Origin of the sequence: Nonomuraea rhodomycinica (genome assembly GCF_013363995.1) — a bacterium.
GTDB lineage: Bacteria > Actinomycetota > Actinomycetes > Streptosporangiales > Streptosporangiaceae > Nonomuraea > Nonomuraea rhodomycinica.
Genome location: NZ_JABWGO010000001.1, coordinates 1,292,992 through 1,307,645, shown reverse-complemented (window position 1 = coordinate 1,307,645; position 14,654 = coordinate 1,292,992). Strand labels below are relative to the sequence as shown.

Genomic DNA, 14,654 nt, shown 5'->3' with positions numbered 1-14,654 from the left:
ATCCAGAGGGGACAGATCACCATGGTGCGGGCGATCCGCGGCGCGATCCAGGTGGACTCCGACGACCGTGACGCCATCATCGAGGGCACGACCGAGCTCGTCGCCACGCTGATGGAGCGCAACCAGCTCACCACCGACGACGTGATCAGCGTGCTGTTCACCGCCACACCCGACCTGACGTCGGAGTTCCCGGCGCTGGCGGCGCGTAAGCTGGGCTTCCACGAGGTGCCGCTCATCTGCTGCACCGAGATCGACGTGCCGGGCGCGCTGCCGCGCGTGGTGCGGCTCATGGCGCACGTCGAGACCGACAAGCCGCGCTCGGAGATCCAGCACGTCTACCTGCGCGGCGCCGTGGCCCTGCGCCAGGACATCGCCCAGTAGCGGCGCCCTTCCACCGGCCCGCACCACCAGACCTTCACCAGGACATCGACATGGCCTCCGAACTGCGCACCGTGCTCGTCGTCGGCACCGGTCTCATCGGCACCTCCGTGGCGCTGGCGCTGCGCGGGCAGGGGGTGCGCGTGCTGCTCGCCGACCGCGACCAGGGCGCGATGCGCCTGGCCCGCGAGCTGGGCGCCGGTGAGGAGTGGCGCGCCGCCCCCTCCGCCGGCGCGGACGGCGCGAACGCGCAGCCCGCCGGCTCCGCCGGGTCCGCCGGCTCCGCCGGGGACGCCGGTCCTGACGCCGCCCCGGCCGGCGGCGAGCGGGCGGACCTCGCGGTGATCGCGGTGCCGCCCGCGCACGTCGCCACCGAGCTGCTCGCCCTCCAGCGGGCCGGCGCCGCCGCCCACTACACCGACGTGGCCAGCGTCAAGGCCCTGCCCATCGACGAGGCCCGCCGCCTGGGCTGCGACCTGGGTGCGTACGTCGCCTCGCACCCGCTGGCCGGGCGGGAGAAGTCCGGCCCCGGGGCGGCGCGGGCCGACCTGTTCCTGGGCCGGCCGTGGGCGCTGTGCCCCACGCCCGAGAGCTCCCCGGAGGCCAGGGCGGCGGTGCTGCGCCTGGTGGAGCTGTGCGGCGCCAACCCCGTCGAGGTGGACGCCGGCGACCACGACCGGGCCGTCGCCGTGGTCTCCCACGCGCCCCACGTGACCGCCTCCGCCGTGGCCGCGCGCCTGGCCGACGCCTCCGAGGTCGCGCTCGGGCTGGCGGGACAGGGCGTGCGCGACGTCACCCGGATCGCGGGCGGCGACCCGGGCCTGTGGCTCGGCATCCTGTCCGGCAACGCGGCGCCCGTCGCCGAGGTGCTGGAGGCCGTCTCGCGCGACCTGGCCGAGGCCGCCTCCGCGCTGCGCGCGCTGGCCGGGGGCGACGGCACCGCCTCGACCGACATCACCCAGCTCCTCAAGCGGGGCGTCGCGGGCCACGGGCGCATCCCGGGCAAGCACGGCGGCCCCGCCTCCTCCTACGTGGTGGTCCAGGTGGTCATCGGCGACCGCCCCGGCCAGCTCGCCAAGCTGTTCCAGGTGTGCGACGAGGTCGGGGTCAACGTCGAGGACGTGCGGCTGGAGCACGCGCCGGGCCTGCCGCTGGGCATCGCCGAGGTGTCGGTGCAGCCGGACGCGGCCCCCGTCCTCACCAGGGCCCTGCACGAGCGCGGCTGGCAGGTCCCCTGACCCGCCGCCCGTACGCCGTGACGCGGGGCCGCATGCCGTACCCGCCCGGAACGGGCGGGTCAGGAGACGTAGCGGCGGGCGCGTGAGGTGGCCTGCGACTCCTCCAGGCTGGCCAGCCGGGCCTCCACCCGCGCCGGCACCCTGCGCCGCTCGGCGAGCACCCACGGCAGGCCGCGCAGCGCGTCCAGGGCCGCCAGCGCCGAGACGCGGTCGCGCGGCACGGTCCGCGCCAGCCGCAGCGTGCGGCGCAGCGCCGCGCCCACCGGGCGGCGCAGCCACGTGAACCACAGCGTGTTGCGCAGCCCCACCCGCCGGCGGGCGTGGGAGTCGCGGTTGCGGGACGCCTCGTGGTGGACGGTCAGCTCCTCCAGGTAACACAGCTCCCACCCGGCCGTGGCCAGGTCGACGGCCAGCAGTTCCTCCTCGCCGCCCAGCCACAGCCGCCGCGAGAACCCGCCGCACCGCAGGAACGCGTCGCGGCGCAGCACGGACGCGCCCGCCAGGAAGCTGCCCAGCGCCGGTCCCGGCAGCCAGGACGGCCCGCGCACGGGGGAGTCGCGCAGCTCGGGCACGATCGGGTCCTCCCGCGCGCCGGGTTCGGCGAGGATGCGGGCCGTGACGACGGCCAGGTACGGATGCGCGTCGAGCACGTCGGCGGCGCGGGCCAGCGAACCGGGCTCCCACCAGGTGTCGTCGTCGGCGAAGGCCACGTACGGGGTGTCCAGCCGCTTGACGCCGACGTTGCGGCCGACCGCGCCCAGGTTCTCGCGCAGCGCCACCACGTCGGCCTCCGGGTAGGTGGCGCGGACCGCCTCGGCGGTGCCGTCGTCGGAGCCGTTGTCGACGACCACCACCCGCGGCCGTTCCGGCAGCGCGAGCAGCCGGCCCACGGAGCGCAGGGCCTCCTCGCGCCGGTTCCACGTGATGACGACGGCGCCGACCCGCGGGTCGCCCTGGGGGTCCGGGGTCACCGGCCGTCCTCCAGCAGGCGGCGCGCCCGTTCGACCGCCGGGGGCAGCCCGCGCCGCTGCGCCAGCGCCGGCCGCAGCCTCGGGACGGCCGTGCGCAGCCCCCGCCAGCCGTTCGGGCCCTGCCGCAGGGCGGCCAGCGAGCGGCGCGCCACGACGCTCCACGGGCGGCGCAGCACGGCCGTGAGCACGGAGTTGCGCGTGGCCAGCTCCTTGCGCCCGCGCGGGTCCCGGGACGGCGACGGGTGGTGGTGCGCGACGACGTCGTCCACGTAGGCGAGCCCCCAGCCCTTGGCGGCCAGGTCCACGGCCAGGCGTTCCTCCTCGCCGAAGAAGAAGATCACGTCGTCGAACCCGCCGGCCTCCAGGAAGGCGTCCGCGCGCACCACGGCCCCGCACGCCAGGAAGCCGAGCACGCTCGGGCCGGGCAGGTCCGGCTCACGGCCGAGCGGCGAGCGGGCCATCTCCTCGCACACCGGGTCCAGGCGCCGCTCCGGGCCGACCAGGACGCGGGCCGCCAGCACGGCCAGGCGCGGGTACGCGTCCAGCACGTCGGCGGCGCGGGCCAGCGCGCCCGGCGCCCACCAGGAGTCGTCGTCGGCGAAGGCCACGTACGGGGTGCCCGCCATGCGCACGCCCACGTTGCGCGCGGGGGCGCCCAGGTTGCGCCCGGCCTCGACGACCGTGACGTCCGGGAAGTGGCGGCGCACGAAGCCGGGGCTTCCGTCGGTGGAGCCGTTGTCGACGAGGATGACGGGGCGCGGGTGGTGGGGGAGGGACCCGGCCAGCGCGCGCCGCCGATCCCTGGTGGCGACCACCACCGTCACCCGTTCATCCATGTACGGTCCCTTTCCGAAATGCCCGCCCTTAGTCGTCCCCTGAGCTGGGGCGGAGGGCCGGGGCGGAGGCGCGCGCGGACGCCGGAAGGGGCGTGAGGCGGTAGCCTCTTCAGGTCGAGTGAACAGCATGGAGCGCCGCGGGCCGCAGGGGCCGTCCGGGGCGGGACAGCGTGGAGAAGGAGAGGCCGTGGCCGGTCTGGTCGTCGCCATGGACGGCCCTTCGGGGTCGGGCAAGTCGAGCGCGTCGCGCGGGGTCGCCAAGGCCCTCGGGCTGCGCTACCTCGACACCGGCGCCATGTACAGGGCGATGACCTGGTGGGTGCTGGAGCAGGGCGTCGACCCCGCCGACACCGACGCGGTCGCGGCGCGGGCCGTCGAGCCCGAGATCGTCTCCGGCACCGATCCCGACGCCCCGTCCATCCACGTCGACGGCGTCGACGTGGCGGGCCCCATCCGGGGCGCCCGGGTCACCGGGGCCGTCTCGCAGGTCGCGGCCGTGCCCGAGGTGCGGGCCCGGCTCGTGGCCCTGCAGCGGCAGATCATCGGCGACGGCGGCATCGTGGTCGAAGGACGTGACATCGGCACGGTCGTCGCGCCCGACGCCACGCTCAAGATCTACCTGACGGCCAGCGCCGAGGCCCGCGCGCAGCGCCGCCACGCGGAGCTGTCCGGCGGCGGGGCCGAGGCCACCACGGTGGAGGCCCAGCAGGCCGAGCTGGCCCGGCGCGACAAGCTCGACTCGACGCGCAAGACCGATCCTCTCTCGCTGGCGGATGGCGCCATCGAGCTCGACACCACCGCGCTCGACCTGGAGCAGGTCATCGCGGAGGTGCTGAGACTGGTCGAGGAGCGGGGCGGTTCCGCGGCGCGGAGCGGCCCCGGCGGCCACCACTACGAGCGCGCCTGAACAGGTGCGGGACTCACTAAGGATGAAACAACGTGTCTACGGGGGACTGGGTCGAGGCTGACCTCGACGACCTCGCATTGTCCGAAGACCACGGCGACAGCGGCCCGCTGCCCGTCGTCGCCATCGTCGGCCGCCCCAACGTGGGCAAGTCCACGCTGGTCAACCGCATCATCGGCCGCCGTGAGGCGGTCGTCGAGGACGTGCCCGGCGTCACCCGCGACCGGGTGACCTACGAGGCCAACTGGCGTGGCCGGCGCTTCACGGTCGTCGACACCGGCGGCTGGGACCCCGACGCCACCGGCATGGGGCTGCGCATCGCCGAGCAGGCGCAGGTCGCGGTCGAGCTGGCCGACGTCATCGTGTTCGTGGTCGACGCGACCGTGGGCGCGACCGACGCCGACGAGATCGTCGGCTCGGTGCTGCGCCAGGCCGGCAAGCCGGTCATCCTGGCCGCCAACAAGGTCGACAACCAGCTGGTCGAGCTGGAGGCCGCCGCGCTGTGGTCGCTCGGCCTGGGCGAGCCGTACCCCGTCTCGGCCCTGCACGGCCGTTCCAGCGGCGACCTGCTCGACGTCGTGCTCGACGCGCTGCCCGAGACGCCGCGCGAGACCTTCGCCGTCGAGCGCGGCCCGGCCCGGGTGGCGCTGCTCGGCAAGCCCAACGTCGGCAAGTCGTCGCTGCTGAACAAGCTCGCCGGTGAGGAGCGGGTGCTGGTCGACCCGATGGCCGGCACGACCCGCGACCCGGTGGACGAGCTGATCGAGCTGGGCGGGCGCACCTGGCGCTTCGTCGACACCGCCGGCATCCGGCGGCGCGACCGCGAGCTGCAGGGCGCCGACTTCTACGCGGCCATGCGCACCCGCTCCGCGCTGGAGCGCTCGGAGGTGGCGGTCGTGCTCATCGACGCCAGCGAGCCGCTCACCGAGCAGGACCTGCGGATCATCGGCCTGGTGATCGAGTCCGGCCGGGCCATGGTCGTGGCGTTCAACAAGTGGGACCTCGTCGACGAGGACCGCCGCTACTACCTGGAGAAGGAGATCGACCGGCAGCTCGTGCGCACCCCGTGGGCGCTGCGGGTCAACATCTCCGCCCGCACCGGCCGCCACGTGGACCGGCTCGTCCCGGCGCTGGAGAAGGCGCTGGAGTCATGGTCCACGCGGGTGCCCACGGCCAGGCTCAACGCGTTCCTGACCGAGCTGGTGCAGCAGACGCCGCCGCCGGTGCGGGGCGGCAAGCAGCCGAAGATCCTGTTCGCCACCCAGGCGTCGGTGGAGCCGCCGAAGTTCGTGCTGTTCACCTCGGGGTGGCTGGAGGAGACGTACCGGCGCTTCATCGAGCGGCGCATCCGCGAGGAGTTCGGCTTCGCCGGGTCGCCGATCGAGGTGACCATGAAGATCCGCGAGAAGCGCAAGGGCGGCGCTTCCTCCTCCTCCCAGCAGCGCAGGTAGCCGGTCCGGGGGCGTGGCCGCGTCCTTATCGCGTTGCCCCGCCCCCCGTCCGGACGCTAACATCCACGGCTAACACGTCGACGGAGACGAGTAGCCGGGAGACCCGCGCGGGCCGAGAGAGCCGCCGGCAGCTGTGAAGGCGGTCCCACGCCTCCCGGTGAAGACACTCCCGAGTGCGGGGAGGAAATGCCCCGCCGGCCTGACCCCCGTCACAGGGTCGCCGAGGCCGTCCCGTCGCGGGCGGCGAAAGTGCGGTGGCACCGGGAGCTCCCTTCTCCCCCGCACTCCCAAGGGATCACGCACATCCTCCAAGGAGTTGTGATGATCTCTCGTGTCCTGTCGGCGGAGCTCAAGGAGCACGCCGGCCAGCGAGTGACGATCGCCGGATGGGTCCATCGCCGCCGGCGGCTGAAGTCCGTGTCCTTCCTCCTCGTCCGCGACCGTCGCGGCGTGTCCCAGGTCGTCGTCCCGCCCGGGACGGCGCTCCCGGCCGAGGAGAGCGTCGTGCGGGTCACCGGGCTGGTCCGGTCCGGCACGCAGGCGCCCGGCGGAGCCGAGCTCACCGGCCCCCGCATCGAGGTCCTGGCGGAGCCCGCCCAGGCGCCGCCGTTCGGCCTCTACCGGCCCGTCGTCCCGGCCGAGCTGCCGGTCGTCCTCGACCACGCGCCCGTCGCCCTGCGGCACCCGCTGCTGCGCGCGCCGCTGGAGATCTCCGCGGCGAGCGTGGCCGGGTTCCGGGCGGCGCTCGACCGGCTCGGCTTCACCGAGATCCACACGCCGAAGCTGGTCGCCTCGGCCACCGAGTCCGGGGCGGACGTCTTCTCCGTCGACTACTTCGGCCGCCCCGCCTACCTCGCCCAGTCGCCGCAGTTCTTCAAGCAGGCGATGGTGGGCGTGTTCGAGCGGGTCTACGAGGTCGGGCCGGTGTTCCGGGCAGAGCCGCACGACACCGCCCGCCATCTCGCGCAGTACACGAGCCTGGACGCCGAGCTGGGGTTCGTCCGCGACCACCGCGACGTGATGGCCGTCCTGCGCGAGGCCCTGGCGGGCATGCTGGAGGCGGTACGGCTGCGCGCGGCCCGCGCCGTCGAGGCCCTGGACGTCGCCCTGCCCGAGGTGCCGGCCGAGATCCCGGCCGTCCACTTCACCGAGGCCAAGCGCCTCAGCGGCGAGGACGGCGAGCCGGACCTGTCGCCGGCGCAGGAGCGGTGGCTGTCGCGGTGGGCGCTGCGCGAGCACGGCTCGGAGTTCCTGTTCGTCACCGGCTACCCGATGGCCAAGCGGCCCTTCTACACGCATCCCGACCCGGCGCGGCCCGGCCACTCCAACGGCTTCGACCTGCTGTTCCGGGGGCTGGAACTGGTGACGGGCGGGCAGCGGCTGCACCGGTACCAGGACTACCTGGACGCGCTGGCCGCCCGGGGCGAGCCGGTGGAGCCGTACGAGGGGTACCTGAAGGCGTTCGAGCACGGGATGCCGCCGCACGGCGGGTTCGCGATCGGGCTCGAACGCTGGACGGCCCGTCTGACGGGCGCGTCCAACATCCGGCAGGCGGCGCTGTTCCCGCGCGACCTGCACCGCCTGTCGCCCTGACCCGCCGCCCGGCCGCCGCCTCTCGCCCCGACGTGCCGCCCGCTCAGGCGCCGCGTCGGGGCAGGAAGAGGGCGGCCGCGGCGCCGAGCAGGCACAGCACCGCCGTCACCAGGAACATCTCGGTGTACTCCAGGTGCAGCGCGGCGTCGATCCGGGCCAGGTAGTCCGCCATCCTGCGGGCGTACACCGCCGGGTCGACGCCGAACGGCAGCGGCGTGTCCAGGTGCGCCGTCAGCGACTGGAACCGGTAGAACCCCCAGGCCGACACGCCCGCGATGCCGATCAGCATGCCCATCATCCGGGCCACCACCACGGCGGCCGAGGCCACGCCGTGCTGGACGGCCGGCGTCACGCGCAGCACGGCGGCCGACACCGGGGCGATGACCAGGCCCAGCCCGAGCCCGGCGACCACCAGGTCGACGTCCATCTGCGTCCGGGCGGCGGCCAGGTCGAGGGGCCAGCGGCTCATCAGCGCGTAGCCGGCCGTGGCCACCAGCAGCCCGGCCACGGCGACGATCCGGTCGCCCAGCCGGCGCGCCAGCAGCCCGCCCGCGAGGGCGCCCACGGGCAGCGCGACCAGGAACCGGCCCAGCACCTGCCAGGCCGCGTCCAGCGCCTCCATCTCCAGCAGCGTCTGCGCGGCGAACTGGACGAACACCATGGTCACCAGCAGCGCCGCGCCGGTCAGGAAGCTGACGCCCAGCGTGGCCAGCAGCGGGCCCTTGCGGGTGCCGGACAGGTCGAGCAGGCGTACGGGGGAGCGGATCTCCCACCAGACGAACACCGCGCCCGTGAGCAGGCCGACCCCGATGAGCGGCAGCCCCCAGGGCGGCAGCACGGCCTTGGCGGGGTCCGGGTTGTACAGGCCGGTCACCAGCAGGGCGAGGGCGAGCGCCAGCAGCGCCCCGCCCTTCCCGTCGATCCGCGCCCGGGCCGAAGCGGCCCCTGGACCGGCTTCCGGACCCGCCGTGACGTCCTGCGGGAGGCGGCGGGGTGAGGGGACGGCGAGCTGGACGGCGACGGCGGCCAGGACGGCGAGCGGGACGTTGATCCAGAAGATGGCGTGCCAGCCGCCCAGCTCCACCCCGAGGAACGACGTCCGGGAGATCTTCGCCAGCGCCCCGCCGTACAGGGGGCCCAGGGCGCTGCCCAGTTCCTGAGCCGCGCCCACGGCGCCCAGCGCGGTGGCCCGCTCCCGCTCCTCCCACAGGTCGCCGATGAGCGCCATCGTGATCGGCAGCAGTGCCCCGCCCGCCACGCCCTGGACGGTCCGCCCGGCGACCACCATGACCTCGCCGGCCGCCAGCGCCGTCAGCACCGAGCCGATCGCGAACGCCGCCAGGCAGAGGTGGATGAGGGGCTTGCGGCCGTACCGGTCGGAGAGCCGGCCGAGCAGCGGCATCGCGGCCACGTACCCCAGCAGGAACCCGGTGACCACGGGCGTGACCCGCTCCAGGCGGTTGACCGGGATGCCGATGTCCTCGGCGATGTCGATGAGGACGGTCACGACCACGTAGGCGTCGAGCGCCGCGAGCAGCACCACCGCGCCGCCGACCCCCAGGGCGGCCCCGCGGGCCGTCCGCGCCGGCCGCTTCCCGCTGTGGAGGAGACCCATCAGCTCATCCCGCCGAGGGCGGCGGCGTGATCGTGACCGGCGCGTCGTAGTCGCTGAACGCGACCGTCACCGTGCCGTCCTGCAGCGGCAGCACCACTTTGGTGAGCCTGCTGGTGGCCTTGTCCACCCAGACCGTGCCGTTGACGCCCTGGGTCACGCCGGGCACCAGCGTGCCGAGCACCGGGCCGGAGAACGTCGTGGCGACCCGGTAGGCGCCGTCCTCCTCCGCCTCCACGCGCGGGTCGCCGGCGCTGGCGAGCAACTGGGGGACGCCCTTGTCGGGGCTCAGGATGAGCGACGGGTCGTAGAGCTGCGCCAGCTCCTTGCGGGTGAGCTTCTGGAACCCGCCGGTCGGCCCCTTGAAGTGCACGGTGTCGCCGACCAGCGCGAACGTGATCTCCTGGAGGCTGCCGAGCACCTCCAGCGTGATCGTCCCGTCGGCGTCGCCGGCGGCGGTGAGGCGGCCGTCGGCCTGCTTCAGCGGCACCTTCGGCTTGCCCTCGGTGCTGATGGAGAACGAGGCCGACTTGACCGTCCTCATGGCCTGCGACGCCTTCTTCATCAGGTCGGGGCCGGCGGGGAGCTCCGCGCCGCCACCCGACGAACAGGCCGACACGAGCGCGACAAGAACGACGAGCAGCAGCTTTCTCAGCATGAGCGGATCGTAGCGAGCGGCCGGATCCGCGCGCGCGGCTCGCCGGTATCGGTTGGGTGTCGGCGCCCGTCCGGACCCCGGCGCGGCGTCAGCGCAGTTTCTTCAAATGCTCGACGATCGGCCGGTACGCCTGCTCCAGGGCATCGAGCTGGTCGTCGGTGAGCCGGTCGATGAAGTGCTCGCGCACGCTGGCCACGTGGTGGGGCGCCACGCGCTGGATGGTCTCCCAGCCCTCGTCGGTCAGCACCGCGAACGTGCCGCGCCGGTCGTCGCGGCACTCCTCGCGCGACACCAGGCCCTTGGCCTCCATGCGGGAGATCTGGTGGGACAGGCGGCTGCGCGACTGGATCGTGGCGTCGGCCAGGTCGCTCATCCGCATGCGTCTGCCCGGGCTCTCCGAGAGGTTGACCAGGATCTCGTAGTCGTTCACGGACAGTGAGTGTTCCTGGAGCTCACGGTCGAGCCGATGCATGAGCAGCTTGTGCAGGGCCAGCTGGGTGCGCCAGGCACGCTGCTCGGCGGGGGAAAGCCAGCGGGGCGCGCTCATGATCTCCAATCTAGCGCACGCTGAGTGATGCCATCCCGGTGACCGCCGAGGGCCTCCCGGACAACGTTCTCCCGTTCATCGGACGAGGGGCATCCGGCGGCAGGGCGCGTCGGTGACGACGGCCACCACGACGTCCCCCTCGGCCGTCCATTCGAGCACGTGGCGCCCCGTCCAGTCGACGTCGGCGGCGCGCATCCGGTCCAGCGCCAGCTCGCCCCGCTTGATCAGCGCCTCCTTGCGGGCCCACAGGCGGATCAGCGCGTCGTTGCCGGTGACGCGCCGGCGCTCGGCGGGGGTCAGCGCGATCTCCGCCAGCGTCGCGTCGAACGGGCCCGCCGGCACGCGCTCGGCGTCCACGCCGACCCGGCCGTCGCCCGCCGCCGCGCAGACGTAGCCGCGCGTGTGGCTGAGGCTGACGCCGAGCGAGGGCGCCTGCTCGATCGACGGCCGGCCGTGGCCGGGGCCGTGGACGTCGCAGTGCTGCACCAGCGTCAGCTCCTCCGGGCGGGCGCCGAGAGCGGCGGCCGCGCACTGCCGTACGAGGAGATGGGCGGCGACGAACGCGGCGCGGTCGACCTCGAAGGCGAACCGCGCGGCCCGCTCCCTCTCGACGGGGGTGAGCCAGTCCTCGGGGGCGCGCACCTGGTCGGGGCGTCCCCCCATCGCCACGGGGCCGATCGTCACCCTCGCGATCCTACGACCCCCGCGGGAACGGCGGTCCCGCGCGCATGACCAGGATTTCACCGGTGGGCGGCACCCGGCTGATCCCGGGAAAATTAGGATGGGGATGTCCGCCCAGCTCCGGGGGACGGCCGGGGGTGCGCCATGGTTCGGCTGATCAGGCGTGAGCTGGAGGCGTTGCGCGAGCGCTGCGCCGGGCGCGTGATCACGGAGCAGGACGTCCTCTACGACTCCGCCCGCGCCGTCTGGAACGGCGCCGTCGACCGCCGGCCCGCCGCGATCGTCCGCTGCGCCGGCCCCGGCGACGTGTCGGCGGCCGTCAGGTTCGCCCGCGAGGAGGAACTGGAGATCTCGGTACGCGGCGGCGGCCACAACTTCGGCGGCTCCGCCGTGACCTCCGGCGGCCTCATGCTCGACCTCAGCGCGCTGCGCCGCGTCCGCGTCGATCCCGGCACCCGCCGCGCCGTCTGCGAGGGCGGCGCCACCTGGGCCGACCTCGACGCCGCCACGCAGGCGTACGGCCTGGCGACACCCGGCGGCACGGTCAGCCACACCGGCGTCGGCGGGCTGACGCTGGGCGGCGGGTTCGGCTGGCTGACCCGCACGCACGGGCTCACCGCCGACAACCTGATGTCGGCCGACGTGGTGCTGGCGGGAGGGCAGTACGTCCACGCCTCGCCCGGCGACCACCCCGACCTGTTCTGGGCCCTGCGGGGCGGGGGCGGCAACTTCGGCGTGGTCACGGGCTTCACCTTCCGGCTGCACCCGGTGGGGCCGGAGGTCCACGTCGCGCTGCTGTTCTGGGAGATCGAGCGCGGGACGGAGGCGCTGGCGGCGGCCGAGGAGACGATCGCCGGGCTGCCCCGGCGCGCCGGGGTGCTGACGGCGTGCGGCCTGACGGCTCCTCCGCTGCCGTTCGTGCCGCCGGAGCACCGGGGGCGGCTCGGCCACGCCCTGCTGATCGCCGGCTTCGGCTCGGCGGAGGAGCACGCGGCCACCGCCGCGCGGGCGGCTCGGGCGCTGCCGCCGCTGTTCGCGTTCGCCGAGGCCATGCCGTACACGCGGCTGCAGAAGCTCCTGGACGACAGCGCCCCCTGGGGCGTCCACGCCTACGAGAAGGCCCTGGACGTGACCGGGATCGGCCCCGAGGCGGCGGCCACGCTGAACGAGCACGCGGCGCGCAAGACGTCGCCGATGTCGTTCGTCCCGTCGTTCCGGCTCGACGGCGCGTTCTCCGACATGAACGACGGCGCCACCGCCTACGGCGGGTCGCGCGCGCCGCACCACACGCTGTCGTTCATGGCGCTGACGCCGTCGCCCGAGGCGCTGCCGGCCGAGCGGGCGTGGTCGCGGGCCGCCTGGCAGGCGATGCTCCCGCACGCCACGGGCGCCGGGTCGTACGTGAACTTCCAGGTGGAGGCGGACGCGGACCGGGTGCGCCGCGCGTACGGGCGGGACAAGTACGCCCGGCTGGCGGCGGTGAAGGCGGTCTACGACCCCGGCAACGTCTTCCACCTCAACGCCAACATCCGCCCGTCCTGATCCTCGCGCTGCTCAGAGCACCGTGCGGTAGGTCGTCTGGAACGTGCCGTCGTCGCCGAGGATGTGGACGGCCAGGGACGGCGGGACGTCGAGGTCCACCAGGTCCGCCTCCCACGGCAACCGCAGGCTGTTGACCACCCCCGGCGCCGAGCGCAGCGGGCGGCCGCCCAGGGTGGAGGCGACCGCCGCGTGGCAGTGGCCGAACAGGACAGCGGCGACGTTGGGACGCCCGGCCACCAGGGCGGCGAGGCGCTCCGGGGCGCGCTGCCCGATGCCGTCCAGGTACGGGTGGTGCAGGACGATCGGCTGGTGGTGGAAGGCGACGAACACCGGCACGTCGCCGGGCGTCTCGTCCAGCGCGGCGGCCAGCCAGTCGAGGGTCTCGTCGGCCAGGTGGCCGCCGTCCTCGCCGGGGATGGTCGAGTCGCACAGCGCGAACACGGCCCTCGGGGTGCGGTGGAGCTGGTTGACCGGGCCGCCGCTCGGCGCCTCGCCCAGGAGCACGCGCCGGAACTCCGCCCGGTCGTCGTGGTTGCCCGGGCAGAAGAACGTGGGATGGCGCAGGTCGAGCAGCTTGCGCGCCTCCTCGTACTCGTCGGCCCGGCCGTGGTCGGCGACGTCGCCGGTGACCAGGACCGCGTCGAAGTCGTACGGCAGGCCGTCGAGGAACTCCGCGACCTTCCGCGTCCGCAGGCTGCTGCGCGGCTCCCCGTCGATGTGCGTGTCGCTGAGGTGGGCCACCACGATCATGGCTGTCGTCCTTCCGTCGTCTGGACGGGACCCTACCGACACACTGGCCCAGCACTAAGATCCGGTCACATGCCGGAACATTGGGCCAGTTGGGACCTCCACGTCGAGCTGGGAGGGCAGGGCGCGCGGCGGCGGCGCCTGGAGGACGCCCTGCGCGACGCCGTCAGGACGGGCCGGCTGTCCCCGGGCACGCGCCTGCCCTCCACCCGCGGCCTGGCCCACCAGCTCGGCCTGGCCCGGGGCACCGTCAGCGCCGCCTACGACCAGCTCGCCGAGGAGGGCTACCTGACGGTCCGCGCCGGATCGGGCACCACCGTCGCCGACCTCCCGCAGCCGGTCGCGCAGTCCGCGAGCCGGCCCGGCCCGCCCACTGCGCCCCGCCATGACCTGCGTCCCGGGCTGCCCGACGTCAGCGCCTTCCCCGCCCGCGCCTGGCTCGCCGCGACCCGCCGCGTCCTCGCCGCCGCCCGGCCGGACGTCTTCGGCGCCGGCGACCCGCAGGGCCACGTGGAGCTGCGCACCGCGCTCGCCGGCTACCTCGGCCGCACCCGCGGCGTGGTCGCCGGCCCGGACCGCGTCGTGGTCGTCTCCGGCTTCTACCAGGGGCTGAGCCTGCTCAGCGGCGTGCTCGCCGCTTCCGGAATCCGTACGGCCGCCGCGGAGGACCCGGGCCACAACCTCTTCCGCGACGCCGTGCGCCGCGCCGGGCTCACCGTCCTGCCCCTGCCGGTCGACCACCACGGCGCCCGGATCGACGCGCTCGGCCCCGACACGGGGGCGGTGCTCCTCACCCCCACCCACCAGTACCCGACCGGTGTGCCGCTGCACGCCCGGCGCCGCCAGGCGCTGACCGCCTGGGCCAGGGCCACCGGCGCGGTGATCGTCGAGGACGACTACGACGGCGAGTACCGTTACGACCGCCAGCCCGTCGGCGCCCTGCAGGGCACCGCCCCGGACCACGTCGTCTACTGCGGCACCGCCTCCAAGACCCTCGGCCCCGCCCTCCGCCTGGCCTGGATGGTCCTGCCGCCCCACCTCGTGCCGCCGGTGGTGCGCGCCAAGCAGGAGGCCGACCTGTACACCGAGACGCTGGGCCAGCTCGTCCTGGCCGACCTGATCACCGGCCACGCCTACGACCGGCACATCCGGGCCGCCCGGCTGCGCTACCGCAGGCGCCGCCACCTCCTGCTCGACCGCGTCGCGGCGCTCCCGGGCCTCACCGCGCACGGGGTGCCCGCCGGCCTGCACACCCTCGTCACCCTCGACCCGGGCGGCTGCACCGAGGAGGGGCTGCTGGCGGCCTGCGCCCGGCGCGGCGTCGCCCTGCGCGGCCTCACCGAACTCCACCACGACCCCGCGGGCCGCCCCCAGGGCGTCCTGGTCGGCTTCGGCGCCCCGGCCGAACGCGCCTACCCGGCGGCCCTCGACGCCCTGACCGCGGCCTTCGCCCAGACCCTCGGCGGGGCCCGCCCCGCCACGTGAGGCGGACCGGC

General features: G+C 74.9%; 14 protein-coding genes. 7 read left to right on the top strand and 7 right to left on the bottom strand.

Features of this window, described 5'->3' with window-relative positions:
• The first annotated feature begins 21 nt into the window (after positions 1–21).
• Together aroH and HT134_RS06080 are read left to right on the top strand one after the other, a co-directional pair.
• On the top strand, positions 22–381 hold the full coding sequence (aroH, locus tag HT134_RS06085; RefSeq protein ID WP_175599203.1) for a chorismate mutase: 360 nt from the start codon (positions 22–24) through the stop codon (positions 379–381).
• A gap of 50 nt (positions 382–431) precedes the next feature.
• Complete coding sequence (locus HT134_RS06080) at positions 432–1,616, top strand: prephenate dehydrogenase (RefSeq protein WP_175599202.1); 1,185 nt, start codon at positions 432–434, stop codon at positions 1,614–1,616.
• Between the two features lie 59 nt (positions 1,617–1,675).
• Here HT134_RS06080 and HT134_RS06075 read toward each other — a convergent pair whose 3' ends face one another.
• Together HT134_RS06075 and HT134_RS06070 are read right to left on the bottom strand one after the other, a co-directional pair.
• Positions 1,676–2,587, bottom strand: coding sequence for a glycosyltransferase family 2 protein (locus HT134_RS06075; protein WP_175599201.1), 912 nt, complete (start codon positions 2,585–2,587; stop codon positions 1,676–1,678).
• Positions 2,584–3,423: a glycosyltransferase family 2 protein gene (locus HT134_RS06070; protein WP_175599200.1), complete on the bottom strand. Its 840-nt coding sequence runs from the start codon at positions 3,421–3,423 to the stop codon at positions 2,584–2,586. Before HT134_RS06070 ends, HT134_RS06075 begins: the two co-directional genes overlap by 4 nt.
• A 187-nt stretch (positions 3,424–3,610) precedes the next feature.
• Between HT134_RS06070 and cmk the strand changes: the two genes are divergently transcribed.
• The 3 genes from cmk to aspS all read left to right on the top strand — a co-directional run bounded on the left by cmk (position 3,611) and on the right by aspS (position 7,371).
• Positions 3,611–4,330, top strand: a complete 720-nt coding sequence (gene cmk, locus HT134_RS06065) for a (d)CMP kinase (protein ID WP_312887990.1) — start codon at positions 3,611–3,613, stop codon at positions 4,328–4,330.
• Between the two features lie 32 nt (positions 4,331–4,362).
• The gene (der, locus tag HT134_RS06060; RefSeq protein ID WP_175599198.1) at positions 4,363–5,778 is read left to right on the top strand and encodes a ribosome biogenesis GTPase Der; all 1,416 of its coding nucleotides are present in this window, start codon (positions 4,363–4,365) and stop codon (positions 5,776–5,778) included.
• 321 nt (positions 5,779–6,099) lie between these two features.
• The gene (gene aspS / locus HT134_RS06055; protein WP_175599197.1) at positions 6,100–7,371 is read left to right on the top strand and encodes an aspartate--tRNA(Asn) ligase; all 1,272 of its coding nucleotides are present in this window, start codon (positions 6,100–6,102) and stop codon (positions 7,369–7,371) included.
• Positions 7,372–7,414: 43 nt separating this feature from the next.
• Here the strand turns inward: aspS and HT134_RS06050 are convergent, their stop codons facing one another.
• The 4 genes from HT134_RS06050 to HT134_RS06035 all read right to left on the bottom strand — a co-directional run bounded on the left by HT134_RS06050 (position 7,415) and on the right by HT134_RS06035 (position 10,872).
• A complete protein-coding gene (locus tag HT134_RS06050) occupies positions 7,415–8,986 on the bottom strand; it encodes an MFS transporter (RefSeq protein ID WP_175599196.1) in 1,572 nt (523 codons plus the stop codon).
• 4 nt (positions 8,987–8,990) lie between these two features.
• Positions 8,991–9,641 carry an LppX_LprAFG lipoprotein gene (locus HT134_RS06045; protein WP_175599195.1) on the bottom strand — a complete coding sequence of 217 codons (651 nt, stop codon included), beginning with the start codon at positions 9,639–9,641 and terminating at the stop codon, positions 8,991–8,993.
• Positions 9,642–9,729: 88 nt separating this feature from the next.
• Entirely contained in the window at positions 9,730–10,188 is a 459-nt protein-coding gene (locus HT134_RS06040; protein ID WP_175599194.1) for a MarR family winged helix-turn-helix transcriptional regulator, read from the bottom strand.
• A 75-nt stretch (positions 10,189–10,263) separates the two neighbouring features.
• Complete coding sequence (locus HT134_RS06035) at positions 10,264–10,872, bottom strand: 4'-phosphopantetheinyl transferase family protein (protein ID WP_312887989.1); 609 nt, start codon at positions 10,870–10,872, stop codon at positions 10,264–10,266.
• Between the two features lie 141 nt (positions 10,873–11,013).
• Here HT134_RS06035 and HT134_RS06030 point away from each other — a divergent pair, with 141 nt between their 5' ends.
• The gene (locus HT134_RS06030) at positions 11,014–12,411 is read left to right on the top strand and encodes an FAD-binding oxidoreductase (RefSeq protein WP_175599193.1); all 1,398 of its coding nucleotides are present in this window, start codon (positions 11,014–11,016) and stop codon (positions 12,409–12,411) included.
• A gap of 12 nt (positions 12,412–12,423) precedes the next feature.
• Here the strand turns inward: HT134_RS06030 and HT134_RS06025 are convergent, their stop codons facing one another.
• The gene (locus tag HT134_RS06025) at positions 12,424–13,161 is read right to left on the bottom strand and encodes a metallophosphoesterase (RefSeq protein WP_175599192.1); all 738 of its coding nucleotides are present in this window, start codon (positions 13,159–13,161) and stop codon (positions 12,424–12,426) included.
• Positions 13,162–13,230: 69 nt separating this feature from the next.
• Here HT134_RS06025 and pdxR point away from each other — a divergent pair, with 69 nt between their 5' ends.
• Positions 13,231–14,643: a MocR-like pyridoxine biosynthesis transcription factor PdxR gene (pdxR, locus tag HT134_RS06020; RefSeq protein WP_175599191.1), complete on the top strand. Its 1,413-nt coding sequence runs from the start codon at positions 13,231–13,233 to the stop codon at positions 14,641–14,643.
• The last annotated feature ends 11 nt before the right edge of the window (positions 14,644–14,654 follow it).